Origin of the sequence: Marinobacter sp. MMG032 (assembly GCF_040112695.1) — a bacterium.
GTDB classification, from domain to species: domain Bacteria; phylum Pseudomonadota; class Gammaproteobacteria; order Pseudomonadales; family Oleiphilaceae; genus Marinobacter; species Marinobacter salsuginis.
On the sequence record NZ_CP157802.1, the window covers coordinates 2,990,282 to 3,010,244 of the forward strand.

At 58.1% G+C, this 19,963-nt stretch carries 17 protein-coding genes and 1 tRNA gene; 13 read left to right on the forward strand and 5 right to left on the reverse strand.

Annotation, left to right across the window (positions count from 1 at the left end; genetic code table 11):
- The first annotated feature begins 86 nt into the window (after positions 1-86).
- The 13 genes from ftsH to pnp all read left to right on the forward strand — a co-directional run bounded on the left by ftsH (position 87) and on the right by pnp (position 14,737).
- On the forward strand, positions 87-2,030 hold the full coding sequence (ftsH, locus tag ABNF92_RS13665) for an ATP-dependent zinc metalloprotease FtsH (RefSeq protein WP_194839041.1): 1,944 nt from the start codon (positions 87-89) through the stop codon (positions 2,028-2,030).
- 93 nt (positions 2,031-2,123) lie between these two features.
- The gene (gene folP / locus ABNF92_RS13670) at positions 2,124-2,954 is read left to right on the forward strand and encodes a dihydropteroate synthase (protein ID WP_349342448.1); all 831 of its coding nucleotides are present in this window, start codon (positions 2,124-2,126) and stop codon (positions 2,952-2,954) included.
- The gene (glmM, locus tag ABNF92_RS13675) at positions 2,954-4,297 is read left to right on the forward strand and encodes a phosphoglucosamine mutase (protein WP_349342449.1); all 1,344 of its coding nucleotides are present in this window, start codon (positions 2,954-2,956) and stop codon (positions 4,295-4,297) included. Before folP ends, glmM begins: the two co-directional genes overlap by 1 nt.
- A gap of 75 nt (positions 4,298-4,372) precedes the next feature.
- Positions 4,373-5,131, forward strand: coding sequence for a triose-phosphate isomerase (gene tpiA / locus ABNF92_RS13680; RefSeq protein WP_349342450.1), 759 nt, complete (start codon positions 4,373-4,375; stop codon positions 5,129-5,131).
- A gap of 24 nt (positions 5,132-5,155) precedes the next feature.
- Complete coding sequence (gene secG / locus ABNF92_RS13685; protein WP_008171532.1) at positions 5,156-5,536, forward strand: preprotein translocase subunit SecG; 381 nt, start codon at positions 5,156-5,158, stop codon at positions 5,534-5,536.
- 7 nt (positions 5,537-5,543) lie between these two features.
- Positions 5,544-5,628 (forward strand) — tRNA-Leu (locus tag ABNF92_RS13690).
- Between the two features lie 320 nt (positions 5,629-5,948).
- Positions 5,949-6,410 carry a ribosome maturation factor RimP gene (gene rimP / locus ABNF92_RS13695; RefSeq protein WP_064230003.1) on the forward strand — a complete coding sequence of 154 codons (462 nt, stop codon included), beginning with the start codon at positions 5,949-5,951 and terminating at the stop codon, positions 6,408-6,410.
- A gap of 55 nt (positions 6,411-6,465) precedes the next feature.
- Complete coding sequence (gene nusA, locus ABNF92_RS13700; RefSeq protein ID WP_349342451.1) at positions 6,466-7,959, forward strand: transcription termination factor NusA; 1,494 nt, start codon at positions 6,466-6,468, stop codon at positions 7,957-7,959.
- Between the two features lie 18 nt (positions 7,960-7,977).
- On the forward strand, positions 7,978-10,527 hold the full coding sequence (infB, locus tag ABNF92_RS13705) for a translation initiation factor IF-2 (protein WP_291908303.1): 2,550 nt from the start codon (positions 7,978-7,980) through the stop codon (positions 10,525-10,527).
- Positions 10,528-10,552: 25 nt separating this feature from the next.
- Positions 10,553-10,978: a 30S ribosome-binding factor RbfA gene (gene rbfA / locus ABNF92_RS13710; RefSeq protein ID WP_136630324.1), complete on the forward strand. Its 426-nt coding sequence runs from the start codon at positions 10,553-10,555 to the stop codon at positions 10,976-10,978.
- Positions 10,975-11,916 (forward strand): tRNA pseudouridine(55) synthase TruB, encoded by a 942-nt coding sequence (gene truB / locus ABNF92_RS13715; protein ID WP_209400100.1) that lies wholly within the window; start codon positions 10,975-10,977, stop codon positions 11,914-11,916. The genes rbfA and truB overlap by 4 nt, the downstream gene beginning before the upstream one ends.
- A gap of 78 nt (positions 11,917-11,994) precedes the next feature.
- The gene (gene rpsO, locus ABNF92_RS13720) at positions 11,995-12,264 is read left to right on the forward strand and encodes a 30S ribosomal protein S15 (RefSeq protein WP_008171539.1); all 270 of its coding nucleotides are present in this window, start codon (positions 11,995-11,997) and stop codon (positions 12,262-12,264) included.
- A 352-nt stretch (positions 12,265-12,616) separates the two neighbouring features.
- On the forward strand, positions 12,617-14,737 hold the full coding sequence (gene pnp, locus ABNF92_RS13725) for a polyribonucleotide nucleotidyltransferase (RefSeq protein ID WP_069181906.1): 2,121 nt from the start codon (positions 12,617-12,619) through the stop codon (positions 14,735-14,737).
- A 251-nt stretch (positions 14,738-14,988) separates the two neighbouring features.
- On the opposite strand, the gene ABNF92_RS13730 is transcribed toward pnp, so the two are convergent.
- The 5 genes from ABNF92_RS13730 to livG form a co-directional block, all read right to left on the reverse strand.
- Positions 14,989-15,867, reverse strand: a complete 879-nt coding sequence (locus ABNF92_RS13730) for an alpha/beta hydrolase (RefSeq protein ID WP_349342452.1) — start codon at positions 15,865-15,867, stop codon at positions 14,989-14,991.
- Entirely contained in the window at positions 15,837-17,702 is a 1,866-nt protein-coding gene (locus ABNF92_RS13735; RefSeq protein WP_349342453.1) for a DUF4105 domain-containing protein, read from the reverse strand. Before ABNF92_RS13735 ends, ABNF92_RS13730 begins: the two co-directional genes overlap by 31 nt.
- Before the next feature lie 88 nt (positions 17,703-17,790).
- Complete coding sequence (locus ABNF92_RS13740; protein ID WP_069181903.1) at positions 17,791-18,255, reverse strand: DUF3015 domain-containing protein; 465 nt, start codon at positions 18,253-18,255, stop codon at positions 17,791-17,793.
- Positions 18,256-18,495: 240 nt separating this feature from the next.
- Positions 18,496-19,197, reverse strand: coding sequence for an ABC transporter ATP-binding protein (locus ABNF92_RS13745; RefSeq protein ID WP_136631388.1), 702 nt, complete (start codon positions 19,195-19,197; stop codon positions 18,496-18,498).
- 9 nt (positions 19,198-19,206) lie between these two features.
- Complete coding sequence (gene livG, locus ABNF92_RS13750) at positions 19,207-19,962, reverse strand: high-affinity branched-chain amino acid ABC transporter ATP-binding protein LivG (RefSeq protein WP_069181901.1); 756 nt, start codon at positions 19,960-19,962, stop codon at positions 19,207-19,209.
- Between the last annotated feature and the right edge of the window lies 1 nt (position 19,963).

Below are 19,963 nucleotides of genomic sequence, written 5' to 3' on the forward strand. Positions count from 1 at the left end.
CTGGTGGACGGGCGTACAATTGGTGTAAGGTGTCGGAAAAGGGTGCTTTGCGAAAGGCATTCCCTTCAATTCACAGGTGATGATCCTTGAACGATATGGCAAAAAATCTGGTTCTCTGGCTAATCATAGCCGCTGTGCTGCTGATGGTGTTTCAGAATTTCTCTCCCACCACCACCGGCCAACAAGTCAACTATTCCCAGTTTGTGGAGATGGTCCAGCAAGGACAGGTCCGTCAGGTCACAATTGATGGGTTGCAGGTTCAGGGTACCCGTGGTGACGGCTCCCAGTTCCAGACAATCCGTCCTCAGGTGTCTGACAACAAGCTGATGGACGATCTGCTCGCAAACAACGTCGAGGTCATTGGTAAGGAGCCTGAGCGCCAGAGCCTGTGGACTCAGCTGCTGGTGGCGGCGTTCCCGATACTGATCATCATTGCACTGTTTGTGTTCTTCATGCGCCAGATGCAGGGCGGCGGTGGCGGCAAAGGCCCCATGTCGTTCGGCAAGAGCAAGGCGCGCCTGATGAGCGAAGACCAGATCAAGACCACCTTCGCGGACGTGGCCGGTGTTGATGAGGCCAAGGAAGACGTGAAAGAGCTGGTGGATTTCCTGCGGGATCCGAGCAAGTTCCAGCGCCTCGGTGGCAGTATTCCGAAGGGCGTTCTGATGGTCGGCCAGCCTGGTACGGGTAAGACCCTGCTTGCCAAGGCCATTGCCGGCGAAGCGAAGGTGCCGTTCTTCTCCATCTCCGGTTCTGACTTTGTCGAGATGTTCGTGGGTGTGGGCGCGTCCCGGGTTCGCGACATGTTCGAGCAGGCCAAGAAGCAGAGCCCCTGCATTATCTTTATCGACGAGATCGATGCCGTCGGCCGCCATCGTGGTGCCGGCATGGGCGGTGGTCACGACGAGCGTGAGCAGACCCTGAACCAGTTGCTGGTTGAGATGGACGGTTTTGAGGGTAACGAAGGCGTTATCGTCATTGCTGCAACCAACCGTCCGGACGTTCTTGACCCGGCACTGTTGCGTCCGGGCCGTTTTGACCGTCAGGTTGTTGTTGGCCTGCCAGACATCATTGGTCGTGAGCAGATCCTCAAGGTGCACATGAAGAAAGTGCCCCTGGCTGACGGCGTGGAGCCGGTTCTGATTGCTCGCGGCACGCCCGGGTTCTCCGGTGCGGACCTCGCTAACCTGGTCAATGAGGCAGCTCTGTTTGCGGCCCGTCGCAACCAGCGTCTGGTGTCCATGGAAGAATTCGAACTCGCCAAAGATAAAATCATGATGGGCGCCGAGCGCAAGTCCATGGTGATGAGCGAGAAAGAAAAGCGCAACACGGCGTACCACGAGTCCGGGCACGCGATTGTCGGCCGGCTGATGCCGGAACACGATCCGGTCTATAAGGTGAGTATTATTCCTCGCGGTCGTGCTCTGGGTGTCACCATGTTCCTCCCTGAAGAGGACAAGTACAGCCACAGCAAGCGCTTCCTGATCAGCTCCATCTGCAGTTTGTTTGGTGGTCGTATCGCCGAAGAGCTGACACTCGGCTTTGATGGCGTTACCACCGGTGCGTCCAACGACATTGAGCGGGCGACCAGCCTGGCGCGGAACATGGTGACTCGCTGGGGGCTGTCCGAGAAGCTTGGGCCTTTGCAGTACGATACCGACAGTGAAGAGCCGTTCCTCGGCCGCTCTGCGGGCCAGTCCCAGACGGTGTATTCGCCGGAGACGGCCCAGCGCATTGATGAAGAAGTCCGAAATATCATCGACAGCTGCTACGAGAAAGCCAAGCAGATCCTGATCGACAACCGGGAAAAGCTCGATCTGATGGCCGAAGCCTTGATGAAATACGAGACTATCGACCGTTACCAGATCGACGACATCATGGAAGGTCGCGAACCGCGTCCGCCCAAGGGTTGGGATGGTAGTGGCCCCACTGGAGGCGTTAAGGCCGATGAGCCTGAAGCGGCGCCGGAGCCGAAGTCCTCTGATGACGGTCGTCACCCCGGTGTCGGTCGACCGGCTGGAGAACACTGACCGCCAGTGGCTTCCGGTTAGAAATAGTGTAGTTCCCTGCGCCGCCCGGATTCCGGGCGGCGTTTGTTTTTGTCATTGAAAAAAAGGTTTGCCATGAAAATGAATTTTGCCGGCCGGGAACTGGATATGTCCCGCTGCCATGTGATGGGCATCTTGAATGTAACACCGGATTCGTTTTCCGATGGCGGGCAATTCAACCGGCCTGATGCGGCCCTCGCCAGAGCAAGGCAGATGGTTGCTGATGGCGCCACTTTCATCGATATCGGCGGCGAATCCACGAGGCCGGGAGCGACGCCGGTCTCCGTCCAGGAGGAGCTGGATCGGGTGTGCCCGGTGGTGGAAGCCGCTGCCCGGGAGCTGGATGCAGTGATTTCGGTAGACACCAGTGCACCGGAAGTCATGGCCGAGACGGCAAAGCTCGGCGCCGGGCTTATTAATGATGTTCGCGCCCTTCAGCGTGACGGTGCTCCGGAAGTTGCAGCACAGGCGGGTATCCCTGTTTGCATCATGCATATCCAGGGAGAGCCGGATACCATGCAGGATCGCCCGGAATACCGTAACGTGCGGCGCGAGGTGAGTGCCTTTCTCACGGAGCGTATGCGTGTTGCAGAGCTTGCCGGTATTCGCCCCGAAAATATCCTTCTCGATCCCGGCTTCGGTTTCGGCAAGAGCCTTGAGCACAATCTGCAGCTGCTTGCCTGTCTTGAGCAGATGCATATCCTTGGGCATCCGTTACTGGTTGGCGTTTCCAGGAAGTCCATGCTGGGGCATATCACCGGCCGGGGCGTGAACGAAAGGTTGCCTGCAAGCGTTGCGGCCGCGACAATAGCGGCCATGAAGGGTGCGAGCATTATTCGCGTGCACGATGTAAGGGAAACAGTAGACGCCGTCCGTGTGGTGGCGGCAGTGAAGGAGGCAGGTTAATGTCCGAGAGAAAGTACTTTGGTACGGACGGTATTCGCGGACGCGTGGGTGAGTTTCCGATAACGCCGGAATTCATGCTCAAACTGGGTTGGGCCGCCGGCCAGGCCTTCAAGCGGGATGGTCAGCGCAACAGCGTGCTGATCGGCAAGGATACCCGGCTTTCCGGTTACATGTTCGAGTCCGCCCTGGAAGCCGGCCTTGCGGCTGCAGGCGTCGATGTAAAGCTTCTCGGCCCGATGCCGACGCCCGCCATTGCCTATCTGACCCGCACTTTCCGTGCCTCGGCGGGTATCGTAATCAGTGCCTCCCACAACCCACATCATGATAACGGTATCAAGTTCTTCTCGGCGGCCGGTACCAAGCTTGATGACGCCCTGGAGGCAGAGATTGAGCGCTGGCTGGATAAGCCCATTGAAGTCTGCGGGCCAACCGAGCTGGGCAAGGCCTCCCGAGTGGATGATGCCCCCGGCCGTTATGTGGAATTCTGCAAGAGCACCGTGCCCAACGAGTTTACCCTCGACGGGATGAACATCGTGCTGGATTGTGCCCATGGTGCCACCTACCACGTGGCGCCCAAGGTGTTTCGTGAGCTTGGCGCCAAAGTGTCGGTGATTGGCGCTGATCCGGATGGGCTTAACATCAATCTGAACGTCGGCTCCACGCATCTGGACGCACTCAAGGCCGCAGTGGTCGAGAAACGCGCTGACCTGGGCATTGCGTTCGATGGCGATGGCGACCGGGTTTTGATGGTGGACCGTGACGGCTCTGAAGTGGACGGCGATGAGCTGCTCTACGTGATCGCCTCCCAGCGGTTTGCGGAAGATCGCCTTAAAGGCGGCGTCGTGGGTACGCTGATGACCAACCTGGGCGTTGAGCTTGCGCTGAATGAAATCGGAATCGAATTCGAGCGCGCGAAAGTTGGCGATCGTTACGTGATGGAGCGGCTGCTGGCGAACAACTGGGTTTTGGGTGGCGAGGGCTCTGGCCACATGGTTATCCGCGACTGCACCAGCACCGGCGACGGTATTGTTTCGGCGCTGCAGGTTCTGCTCTCTGTCTGGAAGTCCGGGAAAACGCTTTCCGAGCTGCGCCAGGGTATGAGCAAGCTGCCCCAGAAAATGATCAATGTCCGGGTAGAACAGCGTTTCGATCCGTTCAGTCGTGACGATATCGTAGCTGCGGTTCGTAAATTCGAAACAGAGTTGGGCGGCTCCGGCCGAATTCTGCTCAGGGCCTCCGGAACCGAGCCGCTGATCAGGGTGATGGCGGAAGGCCAGGATGCCAACGAAATTTTGCGAGTGGTCGAGGAGTTGGCAAAAGTCGTGGAGAAATCCACCGCTTAATTTTGTGTTTTCAGGCGGTTGTCTGCCGGGAGGGAGTGCTGTATAGTTCGCCCTCCCTCACGTTCGGGAACTGTTATGCGTCGAAAGATCGTAGCCGGAAACTGGAAAATGAACGGGTCGAAAGGCCTGGCGCAGACGCTGGTAAGCGATGTGCAATCCCAGGCGGCCTCTCTTGATAATGGCGTCGAGGTTGTTATTATTCCTCCCGCAATTTATGTCGGAGACGTAGTCGCGAACGCAGGTGGTAGTCTGTCAGTTGGCGTTCAGAACGTGGGGCAGTGGAGTTCCGGTGCCTACACCGGCGAGATTTCTGCGGAAATGGCGGTGGATCAGGGTTGTCAGTATGCCCTGGTCGGGCACTCCGAGCGTCGTCAGCTCTTTGGTGAGTCAGACGATGTGGTCGCGGAAAAGGTTGGCCGGGTCCTTGCCGCCGGGCTTCATGCAGTGCTCTGTGTCGGTGAGACTCTGGAAGAGCGCGAGGCGGGCAAAGCCGAGTCTTTGGTCGCTTCCCAGGTGAAGGCCGGGCTGGCAGGCGTTGCAAAGGATCAGTGGCAACGCGTGATTGTTGCTTACGAGCCGGTCTGGGCAATTGGCACAGGCAAAACCGCGACGGCGCAAGATGCCCAGGCAATGCATGCGTCGCTCCGGCAGGTGCTTTCAGAGATGGGCGCGCCGGCGAATGATATATCCCTGCTTTACGGGGGCAGCGTAAAAGCGGATAATGCAGCCGCTCTTTTTGCCGAGCCGGATATTGACGGTGGTTTAATCGGCGGAGCGTCGCTTGTAGCAGAAGATTTTGTGAGTATTTGCCGGAGTGTTCCGGCGGGTACCTGAATTTAAAGGTTCGCGAGAGTCGTTATGGATTGGGTAGAAACACTGGTAGTCGTTGTGCACGTGGTTATCGCGGTGGCGCTGGTGGGTCTGGTGCTGATCCAGCAGGGCAAGGGCGCCGACGCTGGTGCTGCCTTTGGTGGTGGCGCTTCCCAGACGGTTTTTGGTAGCCAGGGCAGCGGTAGCTTTCTGACCCGCTTTACGACCCTGCTCGCAGTGGTATTTTTTGTAACAAGTTTCTCGCTGGCGATTTTTGCCAAGCAGCGTGCCGAAGTGGCAGGGGAAGCGGGTATTCCTGTTGTTCAGGAGTCCAGCAGTGCCGCCCCGGCTGACACCGCTGCCGATAACGGCGAAGCCGCAGCCAGCGAAGCCGAGGGTGGGGAGTCTGATCTCCCTGAGCTCGAGTAAGAATGTTGCCCGGGTGGTGAAACTGGTAGACACGCTATCTTGAGGGGGTAGTGGCGAAAGCCGTGCCGGTTCGAGTCCGGCCCCGGGCACCATATTAGAAGAAAAACGGCTTGGAGTTTCCAGGCCGTTTTTTTTGGTCAGTCCTTGACCAGTCTGTCCGGCGTCTCTATACTCCGGCGGATATTGGGACGTGCCGCGTGGTGCTGGCGGGTTTCTGGCAGGCCAGGTGTCTGTCAGCAGGAAACGGTACACCGGTTTGTTTCCTGCGAGTTCTTGCAACAAAAGGCCCCATTGTTCGGGGCTTTTTGATTAAGGGGCCTGGCGCAACGGGCCCTGGTGCATAAAAAGGGCTGATAAAACAGCCCTTTTTTTGTTTTTGGGGCCGGTAAATTGATAACGGAGAAGGCAAAACTTGTCAGCCAAGCTTAAGCAACTGGAAGACATTCTTCAGCCCGTCGTGGAAGGTCTGGGGTATGAGTTCTGGGGCATTGAATTCCGCTCGCAGGGCCATCATTCCCTGTTACGGGTGTTTATTGACGATGCCGAGAACGGCATCGGCATCGACGACTGCGAAAAAGTCAGTCGTCAGATCAGCGGTGTGATGGATGTGGAAGATCCCATCCAGACCGAATACACACTGGAGGTCTCATCCCCGGGGATGGATCGCCCGCTGTTTCGTCTAGAGCAATACGAGGCCTTTGTTGGTCACCAGGTTCAGATTCGTCTCCGGATGGCATTTGAAGGTCGCCGGAAGTTTCAGGGGCTGATCAAAGGCGTGGAAGGTGATGATGTGGTTGTGGTCGTTGATGATCACGAGTATCTGCTGCCATTCGACAGCATTGAAAAAGCCCACATCGTGCCGGTATTTGAATGAACGATCTGAATGAAGTCCGTGGACGCACAGTTGATTTAAAGGGCAGGGCAATCCAATGAGTAAAGAGATCTTGCTGGTGGTTGAATCCGTCTCGAACGAGAAAGGTGTCGAGAAGGATGTAATTTTTGAGGCGATCGAGCTGGCACTGGCCACCGCTGCCAAAAAGCGCTTTGAAGACGAAGAGGCGGATATCCGGGTAGCAATCGACCGGAAAACCGGCGAATACGAAACCTTCCGCCGTTGGCTCGTGGTCGATAACGATGCCGTTCCTGCGCTTGGCACTGAGCTTACCCTGCAGGAAGCCGAGGAAATCGATCCGGCCCTGAAGCCTGGTGATATCCACGAGGAGAAGATCGAGTCTGAAGCCTTTGGCCGCATCGGAGCCCAGGCCGCCAAGCAGATTATCTTCCAGAAGGTTCGTGAGGCAGAGCGCACCAAGATAGTGGACAGCTACCGCGACCGCGTTGGTGAGCTGGTCTCGGGTACTGTAAAGAAGGTGACCCGGGACAATGTCATTGTTGATCTGGGTGCCAACGCAGAGGCGCTGTTGCCCCGTGAATACCTGATCCCGCGCGAGACGTTCCGCATGGGCGACCGTGTGCGCTCCCTGCTGCTGGAAATTCGCACCGATCATCGCGGCCCCCAGTTGATTCTGAGCCGCACCTCTCCGCAGATGCTGATCGAGCTGTTCCGCATCGAAGTGCCGGAGATTGCTGAAGAGCTGATCGAGATCCGTGGTGCTGCCCGTGACCCCGGTTCCCGGGCCAAAATTGCGGTGAAGACCAACGATCGGCGTATCGATCCCGTTGGTGCCTGCGTTGGTATGCGAGGCTCCCGGGTTCAGGCAGTGTCCAATGAGCTGGGCGGTGAGCGTGTTGATATCGTGCTGTGGGACGACAACCCGGCCCAACTGGTAATCAATGCCATGGCGCCGGCAGAAGTTGCGTCCATCGTTATGGATGAAGACCGGAACACCATGGAAGTGGCTGTGGCGGAGGACAACCTGGCACAGGCAATCGGCCGGAACGGACAGAACGTTCGCCTGGCCACGGACCTGACAGGCTGGACCCTGAACGTGATGACCGAGGAAGAAGCCGGTGAGCGTCAGGAGCAGGAATACAGCCGGCTTGTCGAGCATTTCACTGGCAATCTGGACGTTGATGAAGAATTTGCCGGTGTGCTGATCGAGGAAGGGTTTACCTCCATTGAAGAGGTGGCCTATGTGCCAATGGAAGAGATGCTGGCGATCGAAGGCTTTGACGAAGAGACCGTCACCGAGCTGCGCCGTCGTGCCAAGGACGTCCTGCTTAACCAGGCCCTGGCAAGCGAGGAAGCGCTCGAGGGTGCCGAGCCGGCCGAAGATCTTCTTGGAATGGACGGCATGGACCGTAGCCTGGCCTTTAAACTGGCCGGTATGGGTGTGCGCACCATGGAAGATCTGGCAGAGCAGTCGGTAGACGACTTGCTCGAGATTGAAGGTATGGATGAAGAGCGTGCTGGTCAGCTTATCATGACTGCACGTGCCCCCTGGTTTGAAGACCAGGCCTAATTCGGGAGGAGGACCAGTATGGCTGAAGTAACGGTAAAACAACTGGCCGAAGATGTAGGCGCTCCCGTGGATCGTTTGCTGAAGCAGATTGTGGAGGCTGGCCTGAAAGCCCGCTCCGAGAATGATTCTGTCTCCAGCGATGAGAAGCAGCAGTTGCTGGCCTATTTGAGAAAAACTCACGGCGAGGCAGACGCCGAACCGCGCAAGATTACCCTGAAGCGTAAGACCACCACCACGCTCAAGGCCGGCAAGGCAAAGACCGTCAATGTTGAGGTTCGCAAGCGCCGTACCTACATCAAACGGGCTGAATTGCAGCCTGAGGCTGAAGCACCGAAACCGGAAGAGCCGGTAGCAGAGCAGCAGCCGGAGCAACCACCGGTTGAAGAGGCGCCAAAGGTAGCAGCCGAGCAGGCGCCGCAGGCTGAGGTAGAGAAGCCGGCCGAGGCAGCAACATCCGAGCAGCCGGAACAGGCAGAAAAACCAGAGCCGAAGAAAGAGCCCGAGCCTGAGCCCGAGCCGGTTCCCGCTCCGGAAGACATGCCGATGCCGCCGCCCGAGGGCGAAGGCAAGGATCGCAAGCCGAAGAAAAAGAAAGAGAAAGTTCGCGAGCGCGGCGACGAGATTGAAGAGGGCAAGCCTAAGAAGAAACAGGCTGGCCATCGTGGTCCTCGCAGCCGCCCGGTGGAAGAGCCGCTGGTTATCTCCGAGGACGAGGAAGAGACCACGCTGCGTAAGCCGCTGCGTGCGAAAAAGAAACCCAAAGAGAAGCGTCATGGCTTCGAGAGGCCGACCAAACCAATGGTCAGAGAAGTAGAGATTCCAGAAACGATTTCTGTCGGTGACCTTGCCCAGCGTATGGCGGTCAAGTCGGCGGATGTCATCAAGACCCTGATGGGCATGGGCGTCATGGCTACCATCAACCAGGCATTGGACCAGGAAACTGCGGTTCTGGTGACCGAGGAGCTGGGCCATAAAGCCAAGACGGTCAGTGAAGACGCGTTCGAGGAAGAGGTTCTGAGCGAGTTCTCCTTCGAAGGTGGCGAAAAAACCAAGCGCGCTCCGGTTGTGAGCGTAATGGGTCACGTTGACCACGGTAAGACCTCCCTGCTGGACTACATCCGCCGTACCAAGGTGGCCTCCGGGGAGTCTGGTGGCATTACCCAGCACATCGGTGCCTATCACGTGGAAACCGATCACGGCATGGTGTCCTTCCTGGATACCCCGGGCCACGCGGCCTTTACTGCCATGCGTGCCCGCGGTGCGCAGTGTACTGACATCGTGGTTCTGGTGGTTGCTGCCGATGATGGTGTCATGCCCCAGACCAAGGAAGCGGTTGATCACGCGCGCTCTGCCGGCGTTCCGATCGTCGTCGCCATCAACAAGATGGACAAGGAAGAAGCCGATCCCGACCGCGTCAAGACTGAACTGGCCGGTATGGAAGTGATTCCGGAAGACTGGGGCGGTGATGTCCAGTTCGTGCCAGTTTCCGCGCACACCGGTGAGGGTATCGAAGACCTGCTTGAAGCACTGTTGCTCCAGGCGGAAGTACTGGAACTTGAGGCAGCCACTGATGCGCCTGCCAAGGGTGTGGTTGTTGAATCCAGTCTCGAGCGTGGACGTGGTTCCGTGGCAACCGTACTGGTTCAGAACGGTACCCTGCGTCAGGGCGACATGGTTGTGGCCGGCTCCTACTTCGGTAAGGTCCGGGCGATGACCGATGAAGCTGGCAAGCAGGTCAAGGAAGCAGGCCCGTCGATTCCGGTCGAGATCCTTGGTTTGAACGGTACACCGGATGCCGGTGACGAGTTCTTCGCCGTTGCCGACGAGAAGAAGGCCAAAGAGCTGGCTGAATTCCGCCAGAGCCGCGAGCGGGAGCAGCGTCTGCAGCGTCAGCAGGCGGCCAAACTCGAGAACCTGTTCGAGAACATGGGCAAAGACGAGGTCAAAACCCTCAATGTGGTGCTCAAGACCGACGTTCGTGGTTCTCTGGAAGCCATCACCAAGGCCCTGCAGGATCTCGGTAACGACGAGGTCCAGGTGAAGATCGTATCGTCCGGTGTGGGTGGCATTGCCGAGACCGACGTCAGCCTGGCCATGGCAACCAACGCGGTTATCTTCGGCTTCAACGTGCGTGCCGACAGTGCTTCCAAGCGCCTGGTCGAGCAGGAAGGTCTGGATCTGCGCTACTACAGCATCATCTACAACCTGATTGATGATGTGAAAGCAGCTCTGACCGGTATGCTGGCTCCGGAATTCCGCGAAGACATCGTTGGTATTGCCGATGTCCGTGACGTGTTCCGTTCGCCGAAGTTCGGTCAGGTGGCCGGTTGTATGGTTACTGAAGGTACCGTTTACCGTAACAAGCCGATCCGGGTTCTGCGGGACAACGTGGTTATCTTTGAAGGCGAGCTGGAATCCCTGCGCCGCTTCAAGGACGACGTGCCTGAAGTCCGTAACGGCATGGAATGCGGTATTGGCGTTAAGGGTTACGACGTAAAAGTCGGCGACCAGATCGAGGTCTTCGATCGCGTCCGGGTCGAGCGCAAGCTTGAGTCCACCGGCGCCTGATGCGGCCGATTTTGAAGGAAACCTGATGCCAAGAGAGTTCAGTCGTATTGATCGCATCGGCGATCAGATGCAACGGGAACTGGCCCAGCTCATCCAGCGGGAGGTCAAAGACCCGCGGGTGGGCATGGTCACGGTAAACGCGGTCAAGGTCAGTCGTGACCTTGGCTACGCTGATATTTATGTGTCTCTGCTTTCCACCGAGGAACTGACGGAGGAGTCGCCGGAGGTCAAGGAATCGATTGCGGTGCTGAACAAGGCCTCGGGCTTTTTGCGGGGCCAGGTAGGCCGCGCGATGAAGCTGAGGGTCGTACCCCAGCTGCGGTTCCACTTCGACACGCTGCAGGGTTACAGCCGCAAGATGGACAGCCTCATTCGCGAAGCAGTCGGCGACAAGCCGGCCGTGCAACGGAATGAAGACGACGACCAGGATGATCCGGAGCGTAACGCTTGAGCCGCAGACGCAAAGGCCGTGACGTCAACGGTATTCTGGTTATCGACAAGCCGCAGGGTGTGACCTCCAACGGCATTCTGCAGCAGGTCAAGCGTCTGTTCGGGGCGGCCAAGGCCGGCCATACCGGCGCCCTTGACCCCCTGGCGACCGGCGTTCTGCCGCTATGCTTCGGTGAGGCCACCAAGTTCTCCCAGATGATGCTCGACAGCGACAAGGCCTACATTGCCACCGCCCGGCTCGGAATCCGAACCGAAACCGGTGACAGCGAGGGCGCGGTCGTTGCCGAAAAGCCTGTACCAGACGGTCTGACCGCAGACTTGCTTGAGCCGGTACTGGATGGCTTCCGGGGTGATATCCAGCAAGTTCCCTCCATGTATTCGGCGCTCAAGCACAAGGGGCGTCCACTCTACGAATATGCCCGCGAGGGTATCGAGGTTGAGCGTCCGGCAAGACCGGTGACCATCTACGAACTGACGCTGCTGGACATTCGTGAGAACGAACTGGATATCGCGGTCAGCTGCACCAAGGGTACGTACATTCGCTCACTGGTTGAGGATATCGGTGAAGCTCTCGGTTGCGGTGCCCATGTGACTGCATTGCGCCGCACCATGGCGTCAGGGTTTACCCTGGCGAATGCCCATGCCGTCAGTGATCTCGAGGCGATGCGCGAACGGGGTGAGAGCCTCGATGGTCTCCTGGTGGCACCGGATGCCGCTCTGTCGATGTTCCCCGAGCACCGTCTGGCGGGGCAGGCGCTGGTATCGATCTTGAACGGACAACCGGTTAGAATACCGGGTCAGGCTTACGAAGGCTTCGTGCGTCTCTATGCAAACGAGAGCGCAAATGAAAGCTTTGTGGGGCTGGCAGAAGCATTCCCGGAAGGCGAGCAGACCAATCTGGTCCCGCGCCGACTGGTGAAGAATAGCGGAAAGCGTTAGACGCGCCGCTGTTTAGCCGGGCTGTAGAGATGCGCGGTTCGGCCGTATTCGAAAGCATCGCAAACAATGAGGTGAGTTATGGCACTTTCTGCCAACGAGAAAGCACAGATCGTTAAGGATTTTCAGCAAGGTGATGGCGATACCGGTTCCCCTGAGGTTCAGGTAGCTCTGCTGAGCGCCAACATCAACAAGCTGCAGGATCACTTCAAGGCCAACAAGCAGGATCACCATTCCCGCCGTGGCCTGATCCGGATGGTTAACCAGCGTCGTAAGCTGCTGGACTACCTCAAGCGCAAGAACGCCGACCGTTACCTGGAGCTCATCCAGCGTCTGGGTCTGCGTCGCTAATCCGGGTCTCTGCGACCTGAGGGCTGCGCCGGCTTGTTCGGTGGCAGCCGTCGACCAGCAGGCCCTTTGTGGGGTCTGCTGGTTGTGTTTTTCTCCCGCTGCAGTTGGATTGTCTGTGTGTTCGAAGGATTCCCTGTCGTAATGGAAAGCCGAAATTGATAGCAGGTTGTTGAAAAGCCCGGGCCCGGCGGCCTCTGGAATTGCCGCCTCCCAGACCGGGGTTTTGCAACAGCCTGTTAGCTTTCAGACGGGTTGCTCTTCAGACCACAGCGCATCACCTGCAGGACTATGGTTTCGAGCGCAGGGGCGCTCGGAACGAATCAATCTGGACCAGATAGACCAGGAGTTTTTTGTGGATCTGAAACCTTTCAAGAAATCATTTGAGCTGGGCGGCAAGACCGTCACTCTGGAAACCGGCCGTATTGCTCGTCAGGCAACCGGTTCTGTATTGGTAACCGTGGATGACATTTCCGTGCTCGGTACCGTTGTCGGCGCGAAAGAAGCCAAGCCAGGCCAGCCGTTCTTCCCGCTGACCGTAAACTACTTCGAGAAGACCTACGCCGTGGGCAAAATCCCGGGTGGTTTCTTCAAGCGCGAAGGTCGTCCTTCCGAGAAGGAAACCCTGACTTCCCGCCTGATCGACCGTCCGATTCGTCCGCTGTTCCCGAACGGCTTCATGAACGAAGTCCAGGTCATCACCACGGTCATGTCCTCCAGCAAGAACCAGGATCCGGATATTGCCGCGATGCTGGCTGCGTCTGCGGCGCTGGCCATTTCAGGTATTCCGTTCGATGGTCCCATCGGCGCATCCCGCGTGGGTTACACCAACGAGCGCGGTTACTTCCTGAACCCGACCTTCGAAGAGCTGGAAACCTCCCTGCTGGACATGGTCGTAGCCGGTACGGAAGACGCGGTGCTGATGGTTGAGTCCGAAGCCAAGGGCCTGACCGAAGACCAGATGCTGGGCGGTGTGCTCTATGGCCACCAGGAAATGCAGACAGCGGTTGCCGCTATCAAGGAATTCGCTGCTGAGATTGGCAAGCCCCGTTGGGACTGGCAGCCGGAGCCGGAAAACACCGAGCTGCTGAATGCCATCAAGGCCGAGTTCGCCGGTGCCATTGAGGAAGCCTACGGTATCCGTGACAAGATGGCCCGCTATGAGCGTCTGGGCGAGGTGAAAGCCGCTGCAGTTGAAAAACTGGCCGGTGAAGAGGAAGGCCAGCCTTCCGAAGACGAAGTCAAAAAGTACTTCGGCAAGATCGAGAAGAGCGTGGTTCGCCAGCAGGTTATCGATGGCAAGCCCCGGATCGACGGTCGTGATAACAAGACCGTGCGTCCGATCGAAATCGAAGTGGGCGTTCTGCCCAGCGTTCACGGCTCCGCCCTGTTTACCCGTGGCGAGACCCAGGCCATCGTGACCACCACACTGGGTACGTCCCGCGATGTGCAGATCATCGATGCCCTGGAAGGTGAACGCAAGGATCCGTTCCTGTTCCACTACAACTTCCCTCCGTACTCCGTGGGTGAAGCTGGTCGTGTTGGCTCACCGGGCCGCCGCGAAGTGGGCCATGGTCGTCTGGCCAAGCGTGGTGTTCTGGCGGTCATGCCGACCCTGGAAGAATTCCCGTACGCCATCCGTGCGGTTTCCGAGATCACCGAGTCCAACGGTTCCAGCTCCATGGCCTCGGTCTGTGGTTCCAGCCTGGCACTGATGGACGCGGGCGTACCTATCAAGGCACCGGTTGCCGGTATCGCCATGGGTCTGGTCAAGGAAGGCGACAAGTTTGCGGTTCTGACCGACATCCTGGGTGACGAGGATCACCTGGGTGACATGGACTTCAAGGTTGCCGGTACCCAGGAGGGCGTCACTGCCCTGCAGATGGATATCAAGATCAACGGCATCACCGACGAGATCATGGAAATCGCGCTTGAGCAGGCTCACGCTGCGCGTCTGCACATCCTTGGCGAGATGAACAAGGTTATCGCTACCCCGCGTGCCGAGCTGTCTGCCCGCGCTCCGAGCATCACCACCATCAAGATCAACCCGGAGAAGATCCGCGACGTTATCGGTAAGGGTGGCTCTACTATCCGTGCGATCTGTGATGAGACCGGTGCTTCCATCGATCTGGATGATGACGGCAACGTGAAGATCTACGCCGACAATCAGGAAGCTGCCCAGGCGGCGGTGAACCGGGTCAAGGAAATCACGGCCGAGATCGAAGTGGGTGCTATCTACAAGGGCCGCGTTGAGCGCATTGTTGACTTCGGTGCCTTTGTAAACATCCTGCCTGGCAAAGATGGTCTGGTGCACATCTCCCAGATCTCTGATCGCCGCATCGAGAACGTGACTGACGAGCTGAGCGAAGGTCAGGAAGTTCTGGTGAAGGTCCTGGATGTGGACAACCGTGGTCGCGTTAAACTGTCCATGAAGGAAATCAAGGAAGGCGATCAGCCGACCGATTTCTCTGCCTGATCGTTTTCGGGCTTAATAAAAACCCGCCTTTCCTCTGGATTGGCGGGTTTTTTATTGTGCTTGGCTTGGTTGCAAGCGGCTGTTGGGTTTCCCTTTTCAAAAGACGCTACGAGCACATCCATGTGCGCTTGTTTCGGGCCGTCCTTGGCCCTCAACACTTTTGAAAAGGGAAACCCAACACCCGCCCGTGCATCACAGGTAAACGCCGTAGGTCGGATTAGCCAAAGGCGTAATCCGACAAAACCAGAACTCTATTCTCCACTTTCCATAAACCGAATCATTTCCCTCCGGTACCCGGGAATAACAAACGTCGCCCCGTGAGGCGTATCCGTCTGCAAAAACTCCTTGGGCTGCTCCGCAGCTTCATACAGTGCTTCGCCATGATGGAACGGAATAATTCCGTCCCGAACGCTGTGGATTACCATAACGGGAACCGGGCTGATCCTGGGAATGTGATCTACCCCCTCATAGTCGTCCGGAATGGTCAAGCTCAGCGGAATCTGGAGTGTCCAGGTAAGCCAGAATTCACCGAGCTTTTCCCGGGCGATTTTTCGGAAGCCTGAGAATGTGCCGTCCAGAATGACGCCGTCCAGGCGGGGTTGCTCCTGCCGTTGGGTCCATTCACTTGCGAGGGCGATGCCCAGTCCACCGCCGAGGCTCTGGCCAAGGACATATAGCGGACGTTCACTTGCTCCCGGCTTCTTCACCAGCCAGCGCAGGCCGGTTTCCACGTCGTGCAGGGCACCTTCGATGTCCGGGTCGCCGGTGGATTGGCCGTAGCCCCGGTAGTCGATGGTGAAGACGTTGTAGCCTCTCTCGGGCAGCCAGGCCACGTTCAGGATGTGGCTGCTGATATTCTGGGCATTGCCGTGGAGGAAGTAGACCGTGCCCCTAGCGTTGTTCTCAGGGGCTTCTGCGGGCAGCCACCAGCCATGGAGGGTTTCGCCGTCGGCTGTGTCGAGGTAGATGTCTTCGTATTCAAGGTTTAGCCGGTCCGGGGTGATGTAAGTCGCCCGATCCGGGTAGAAGAAGACGCTGCTGCAACCGGATAGCAGCAGAAGCGCAACCAGAAGCCCGCTAAACCGGGCCGTGGTGGCGTTCAGAAATACGCGTGGATTCCGGCGTGCCATGTGCTCTGGTACCTGTCGTAGTGGTCTTCCCGGGTGAACTCGGCAAACAGACTGAACTCGCGGCCGATGTGCCAGTTGGTTTTGGCGTAGAGCTGGTCCTGGCGGTGCTGGCTGCTGACGATCCAGGCCTTGGTTTTGGCACCGGCTAGCAGGCTGAACTGGTTGTTCTGATGGAGCAGGCCGATGTCAGCGCCCGGGGCAGCATCGTAGCCGCGGCGCAGGTCGTCGTCGATTTCCAGGTCGGCGGTAGCGATGGCAAACGCCTGGGTCTGATGGCCAAGGCTCCAGCTGCCCCCTGCGCCGCCTTCGAGATAGGGGGTAAGAACCCGGTCGTTGCCAGTGTCAGTGCGGCGGCCACCAAAACCTACCTGCCATGACAGTGGCGAGAGAAAGGCGTTCCGCGGGCTCAATGAGCGGATCTCCACGCCGGTGAGCTGTTCCAGTTGCAGCTCGTTGTTGTCTGTATACAAGCGCGCGTCGAGGCGGAGGAACTGGAGCTGGGCGCCGGTGCGGTAGCCGGCCGGAGGGTCCAGTATGTCGTGGTAGGCGGGGCGCAGGGTCAGTTGAGTGAACTCCCTGTGTGCCAGTTGGCCTGCCCCGAGGCTCATCCGGAAGGTGTCGTGGCCCTGGTCGTCCCTCACAACCGGCCTGGGCGGTTCTTCCGGTGGCGGGACGTTGTTGATCTGGCTGCGCTCTCTCAAAAGGTCATGGGAGAGTGGCGCCGCGATTTCCCGGGGCCAGCCGTCGGCCTCGCTTTTATAACGAACATAATCGTAGGTCGCGTCCAGTATATGGGCTCGCTGTTCGGCTGGCAGCGAGCTCACCTCGTTGGCATCGGCGTCTACATAACCGTTGGCAATGGCCGCCGAGAGGGTCTGGTGGTCGTCGGGCAGGGTCGAAAGGCTGTAGGCCACCGAGGTGGCGGCTGACGGCCGGTAATACACATCGCTGACCAGGTTCTTGTCCACTACCCAGCGGACGGTGTCCGAGGGAATCGCGTGAGTGCTTACTTCGCCCAGAAGGTCAGTGCCGGGGCGCGCGATGTCTATCAGTGCCAGCAGGCGGTAGGCACAGTTCTCGTCGAAGAAATAGTAGTCAAAGTTACGATCCCTGATTTCCCATGCGTGGGCGATCATCAGGTCCACTTCTTCCTGTGTGAGGTTCAGTTTGTACTCCCACAGGTCCCGATGCTCGATGTCCGAGTACAGCCGTATTTTTTCGTAGTAGGGCTGGACGGTGGTTATTCCGGGATAGCCGCCAAAAATACCCTTGTAGGCAAACAGCAGTTCACTGTCGTGAGCGGCAGCATCCGCTGCGTAGGAAATCGTGTTGGCCAGCAGCAGATTGGTTTCTTCGTCGTCCTGGGGCGGGTCCAGGCGCAGGAACGTGTGACCGAACATGGAAGACGGACTGTTCAGGTAGGAGGCGGCGAACACCAGGGTCACGGTTTCAGTGTTGAGTGTCTCCGACCATTCCTGATATCCGGGGCAGCTGACTTCGGGCAGCGCCAGATTCAGCTCTTGCTGCAGCCATTTGGTTCTTGCCGGAAACTGGCAGCGTGCGTGGTCATCACCCTCGCCGGGCTTCTGTATTGCCTCCAGAGTGGCCTGCAGCTCTGACTTTGGCGAGCGCTTACCGTCTTCGCTGAGAAAAAAGGCCGGGTCGTCTGCCTGGCTGGTGTAGCCATCGCCGAAAGTGTCGGGCTGGTAATGGATCAGTGTGAGCCAGGCAGGATCGAGATGGAGCTCGGATGTATCTGCAGGAGTATCGGCCTGGGTTGGCAGGCTGACTGCGAGCCAGATCAGGGCTGGCCCAATGCGAAGCATGTTGCCCATGGAATGTGCTGCATCCGGGGTTGAACGGTAGAGAGTGGAGCGATGCGCCGTCCCTGGCGCAAGAGCGCGTCCCTTCAGCGAGCCTGGATCAGGCTGCTACGTATTTGCTGAGTGACTCGTTTTTCTCCAGCAGCGCGACGATGGCATCGACCGCTTCGCCGGAGGTGGTGTCAGAGCTCGGGAAGATGGTGGCAAAGTTGTCCTGCAGCACCTTGCGGAAGGTGTCACGGTCCGCTTCGTCCACGCCCAGCAATACCGCAAGGGTATCGAGGTTTTCACCGGAACCGCGGGACATGTCACGGGCAACCTTGTCGATGTTGCTGTCCATGTACATGGCCATGGACTGAACAGACTGGTTGGTCTGGCAGCCAAGGGTGCCTGTGGTCATACCGAAGGTCTGGTTACCAAAGGTTCCGTTGGTGGTTGCAGCCAGTACGTGGGGGGCAATACCGGACTGTCCTTTCCAGATCATGGCGCCTACACCACAACCCGGTTGGGCAAAGGCCATGGAGGAAGCACCAAGAAGAATTGCACCTGCGATCAGTTTTTTCATTATCCACTCCTTTCTGTGGTTTAAAGCTGTCGTCGCAATACACAATGCTGCCCCTGGCGTGGAGCAGCATTGCGAAAACGGCCCTGACTGGTCTTGTGGAGACAGGTTGACCGTTGGTCTGAGTATAGTTGATATCCAGCCAACGCAAGTTTAAAGATTGGTGAGTATTTGATTTGGCCCAAAAAAAAACCGGTGCATGTTGCCACGCACCGGTTCCAGGCAGCTTTTGGACAGTTTGAATCAACCGCCCAGATAGGCGTTCTGGACATCCGGGTTTTCCAGAAGATTCTTGCCCGTGTCGTGCAGCCGAATCTTGCCGGTTTCCAGCACGTAGCCCCGGTCGGCCAGGTTCAGCGCCTGGTGGGCATTCTGCTCGACCAGGAAGACGGTGATGCCTTCCTCGCGAAGCTGGCCGATGATCTCGAAAATCTGCTTGATCACCAGCGGTGCCAGGCCCAGGGAGGGCTCGTCGAGGATGATCATGCGCGGCTTGCTCATCAGGGCCCGCCCGATGGCGAGCATTTGCTGCTCACCGCCGGACATGGTGCCGGCACGCTGATGTTCCCGCTCCTGAAGACGCGGAAAGAGCTCATAGACGTGATCGATACTCTTGCGGATTTCCGCCTTGGTGTTGAAAAAACCACCCATGTGGAGGTTTTCCTCAACGGTGAGGCCTGAGAATATCCGCCGTCCTTCGGGAACGATGGCAATGCCGGAGCGCATGATCTGGGCGGTGGGTTCGCGGGTGATCTCACGGCCCTCCAGGAAAATGCGACCGGAGCTGGCCTGGGGATTCCCGCAAACGGTCATCAGCAGGGTAGTCTTGCCCGCGCCGTTGGCGCCGATCAGCGAGACGATCTCACCCTTTTTGACCTCGACAGACACGCCGTGCAAGGCCTCGATCTTGCCGTAATGGGTATGGACATCTTCTAGTACTAGCATGTGTTTACCTCAGGCCTCGCCCAGATAGGCTTTGATCACGTCGTCGTTCTGGCGGATTTCTTCCGGAGTGCCACTGGCCAGGGGGCGGCCCTGGTTGATGACGTTGATGCGATCGGAAATATCCATTACCAGGCTCATGTCGTGCTCAATCAGCACCACGGAAACGTTGTAGTCCTCTTTCAGGCTGACGATCAGCTGATTGAGTTCCTTGGTTTCCGCCGGGTTGAGACCGGCTGCCGGCTCGTCGAGCATCAACAGCTTGGGCTCCGTTACCATGCAGCGGGCAATCTCCAGGCGCCGTTGCTGGCCATAGGCCAGGTTGCCGGCTTCCCGGTTGGCCAGATCCAGCAGGCCTACCCGATCCAGCCAGTAGGCGGCCCGATCCAGGGATTTCTGCTCTTTTGCCCGATAACTGGGGGTTTTGATCAAACCGGAAATCAGGTTGGTGTTGAGGTGGCGGTGTTGCGCCACCAGCAGGTTTTCCACCACGGTCATCTGGCTAAACAGCCGAACATGCTGGAAGGTGCGCACCATCCCAAGTCGGGAGATCTTGTAGTCAGGCTTGCCCTGTACCTCCTTCCCCTCGAACAGGATCTTGCCGCCAGTCGGCTTGTAAAAGCCGCTCATGCAGTTGAAAACGGTGGTTTTTCCGGCCCCGTTGGGGCCGATGATGGACACAATCTCGTGTTCCTGGACGTCCAGAGACACTTCGTCTACCGCCAGCAGGCCGCCGAAGCGCATGGACAGATTCTGTACTTCAAGCATC

What these genes read in the sequence shown, in the direction of transcription:
- rbfA (WP_136630324.1), top strand. Translation starts at nt 10,553, where the DNA reads ATGCCAAGAGAGTTCAGTCGTATTGATCGCATCGGCGATCAGATGCAA.
- glmM (WP_349342449.1), top strand. Translation starts at nt 2,954, where the DNA reads ATGTCCGAGAGAAAGTACTTTGGTACGGACGGTATTCGCGGACGCGTG.
- ABNF92_RS13740 (WP_069181903.1), bottom strand. Translation starts at nt 18,255, where the DNA reads ATGAAAAAACTGATCGCAGGTGCAATTCTTCTTGGTGCTTCCTCCATG.
- folP (WP_349342448.1), top strand. Translation starts at nt 2,124, where the DNA reads ATGAAAATGAATTTTGCCGGCCGGGAACTGGATATGTCCCGCTGCCAT.
- tpiA (WP_349342450.1), top strand. Translation starts at nt 4,373, where the DNA reads ATGCGTCGAAAGATCGTAGCCGGAAACTGGAAAATGAACGGGTCGAAA.
- ABNF92_RS13730 (WP_349342452.1), bottom strand. Translation starts at nt 15,867, where the DNA reads ATGGCACGCCGGAATCCACGCGTATTTCTGAACGCCACCACGGCCCGG.
- secG (WP_008171532.1), top strand. Translation starts at nt 5,156, where the DNA reads ATGGATTGGGTAGAAACACTGGTAGTCGTTGTGCACGTGGTTATCGCG.
- ABNF92_RS13745 (WP_136631388.1), bottom strand. Translation starts at nt 19,197, where the DNA reads ATGCTAGTACTAGAAGATGTCCATACCCATTACGGCAAGATCGAGGCC.
- rpsO (WP_008171539.1), top strand. Translation starts at nt 11,995, where the DNA reads ATGGCACTTTCTGCCAACGAGAAAGCACAGATCGTTAAGGATTTTCAG.
- nusA (WP_349342451.1), top strand. Translation starts at nt 6,466, where the DNA reads ATGAGTAAAGAGATCTTGCTGGTGGTTGAATCCGTCTCGAACGAGAAA.
- ABNF92_RS13735 (WP_349342453.1), bottom strand. Translation starts at nt 17,702, where the DNA reads ATGGGCAACATGCTTCGCATTGGGCCAGCCCTGATCTGGCTCGCAGTC.
- livG (WP_069181901.1), bottom strand. Translation starts at nt 19,962, where the DNA reads ATGCTTGAAGTACAGAATCTGTCCATGCGCTTCGGCGGCCTGCTGGCG.
- infB (WP_291908303.1), top strand. Translation starts at nt 7,978, where the DNA reads ATGGCTGAAGTAACGGTAAAACAACTGGCCGAAGATGTAGGCGCTCCC.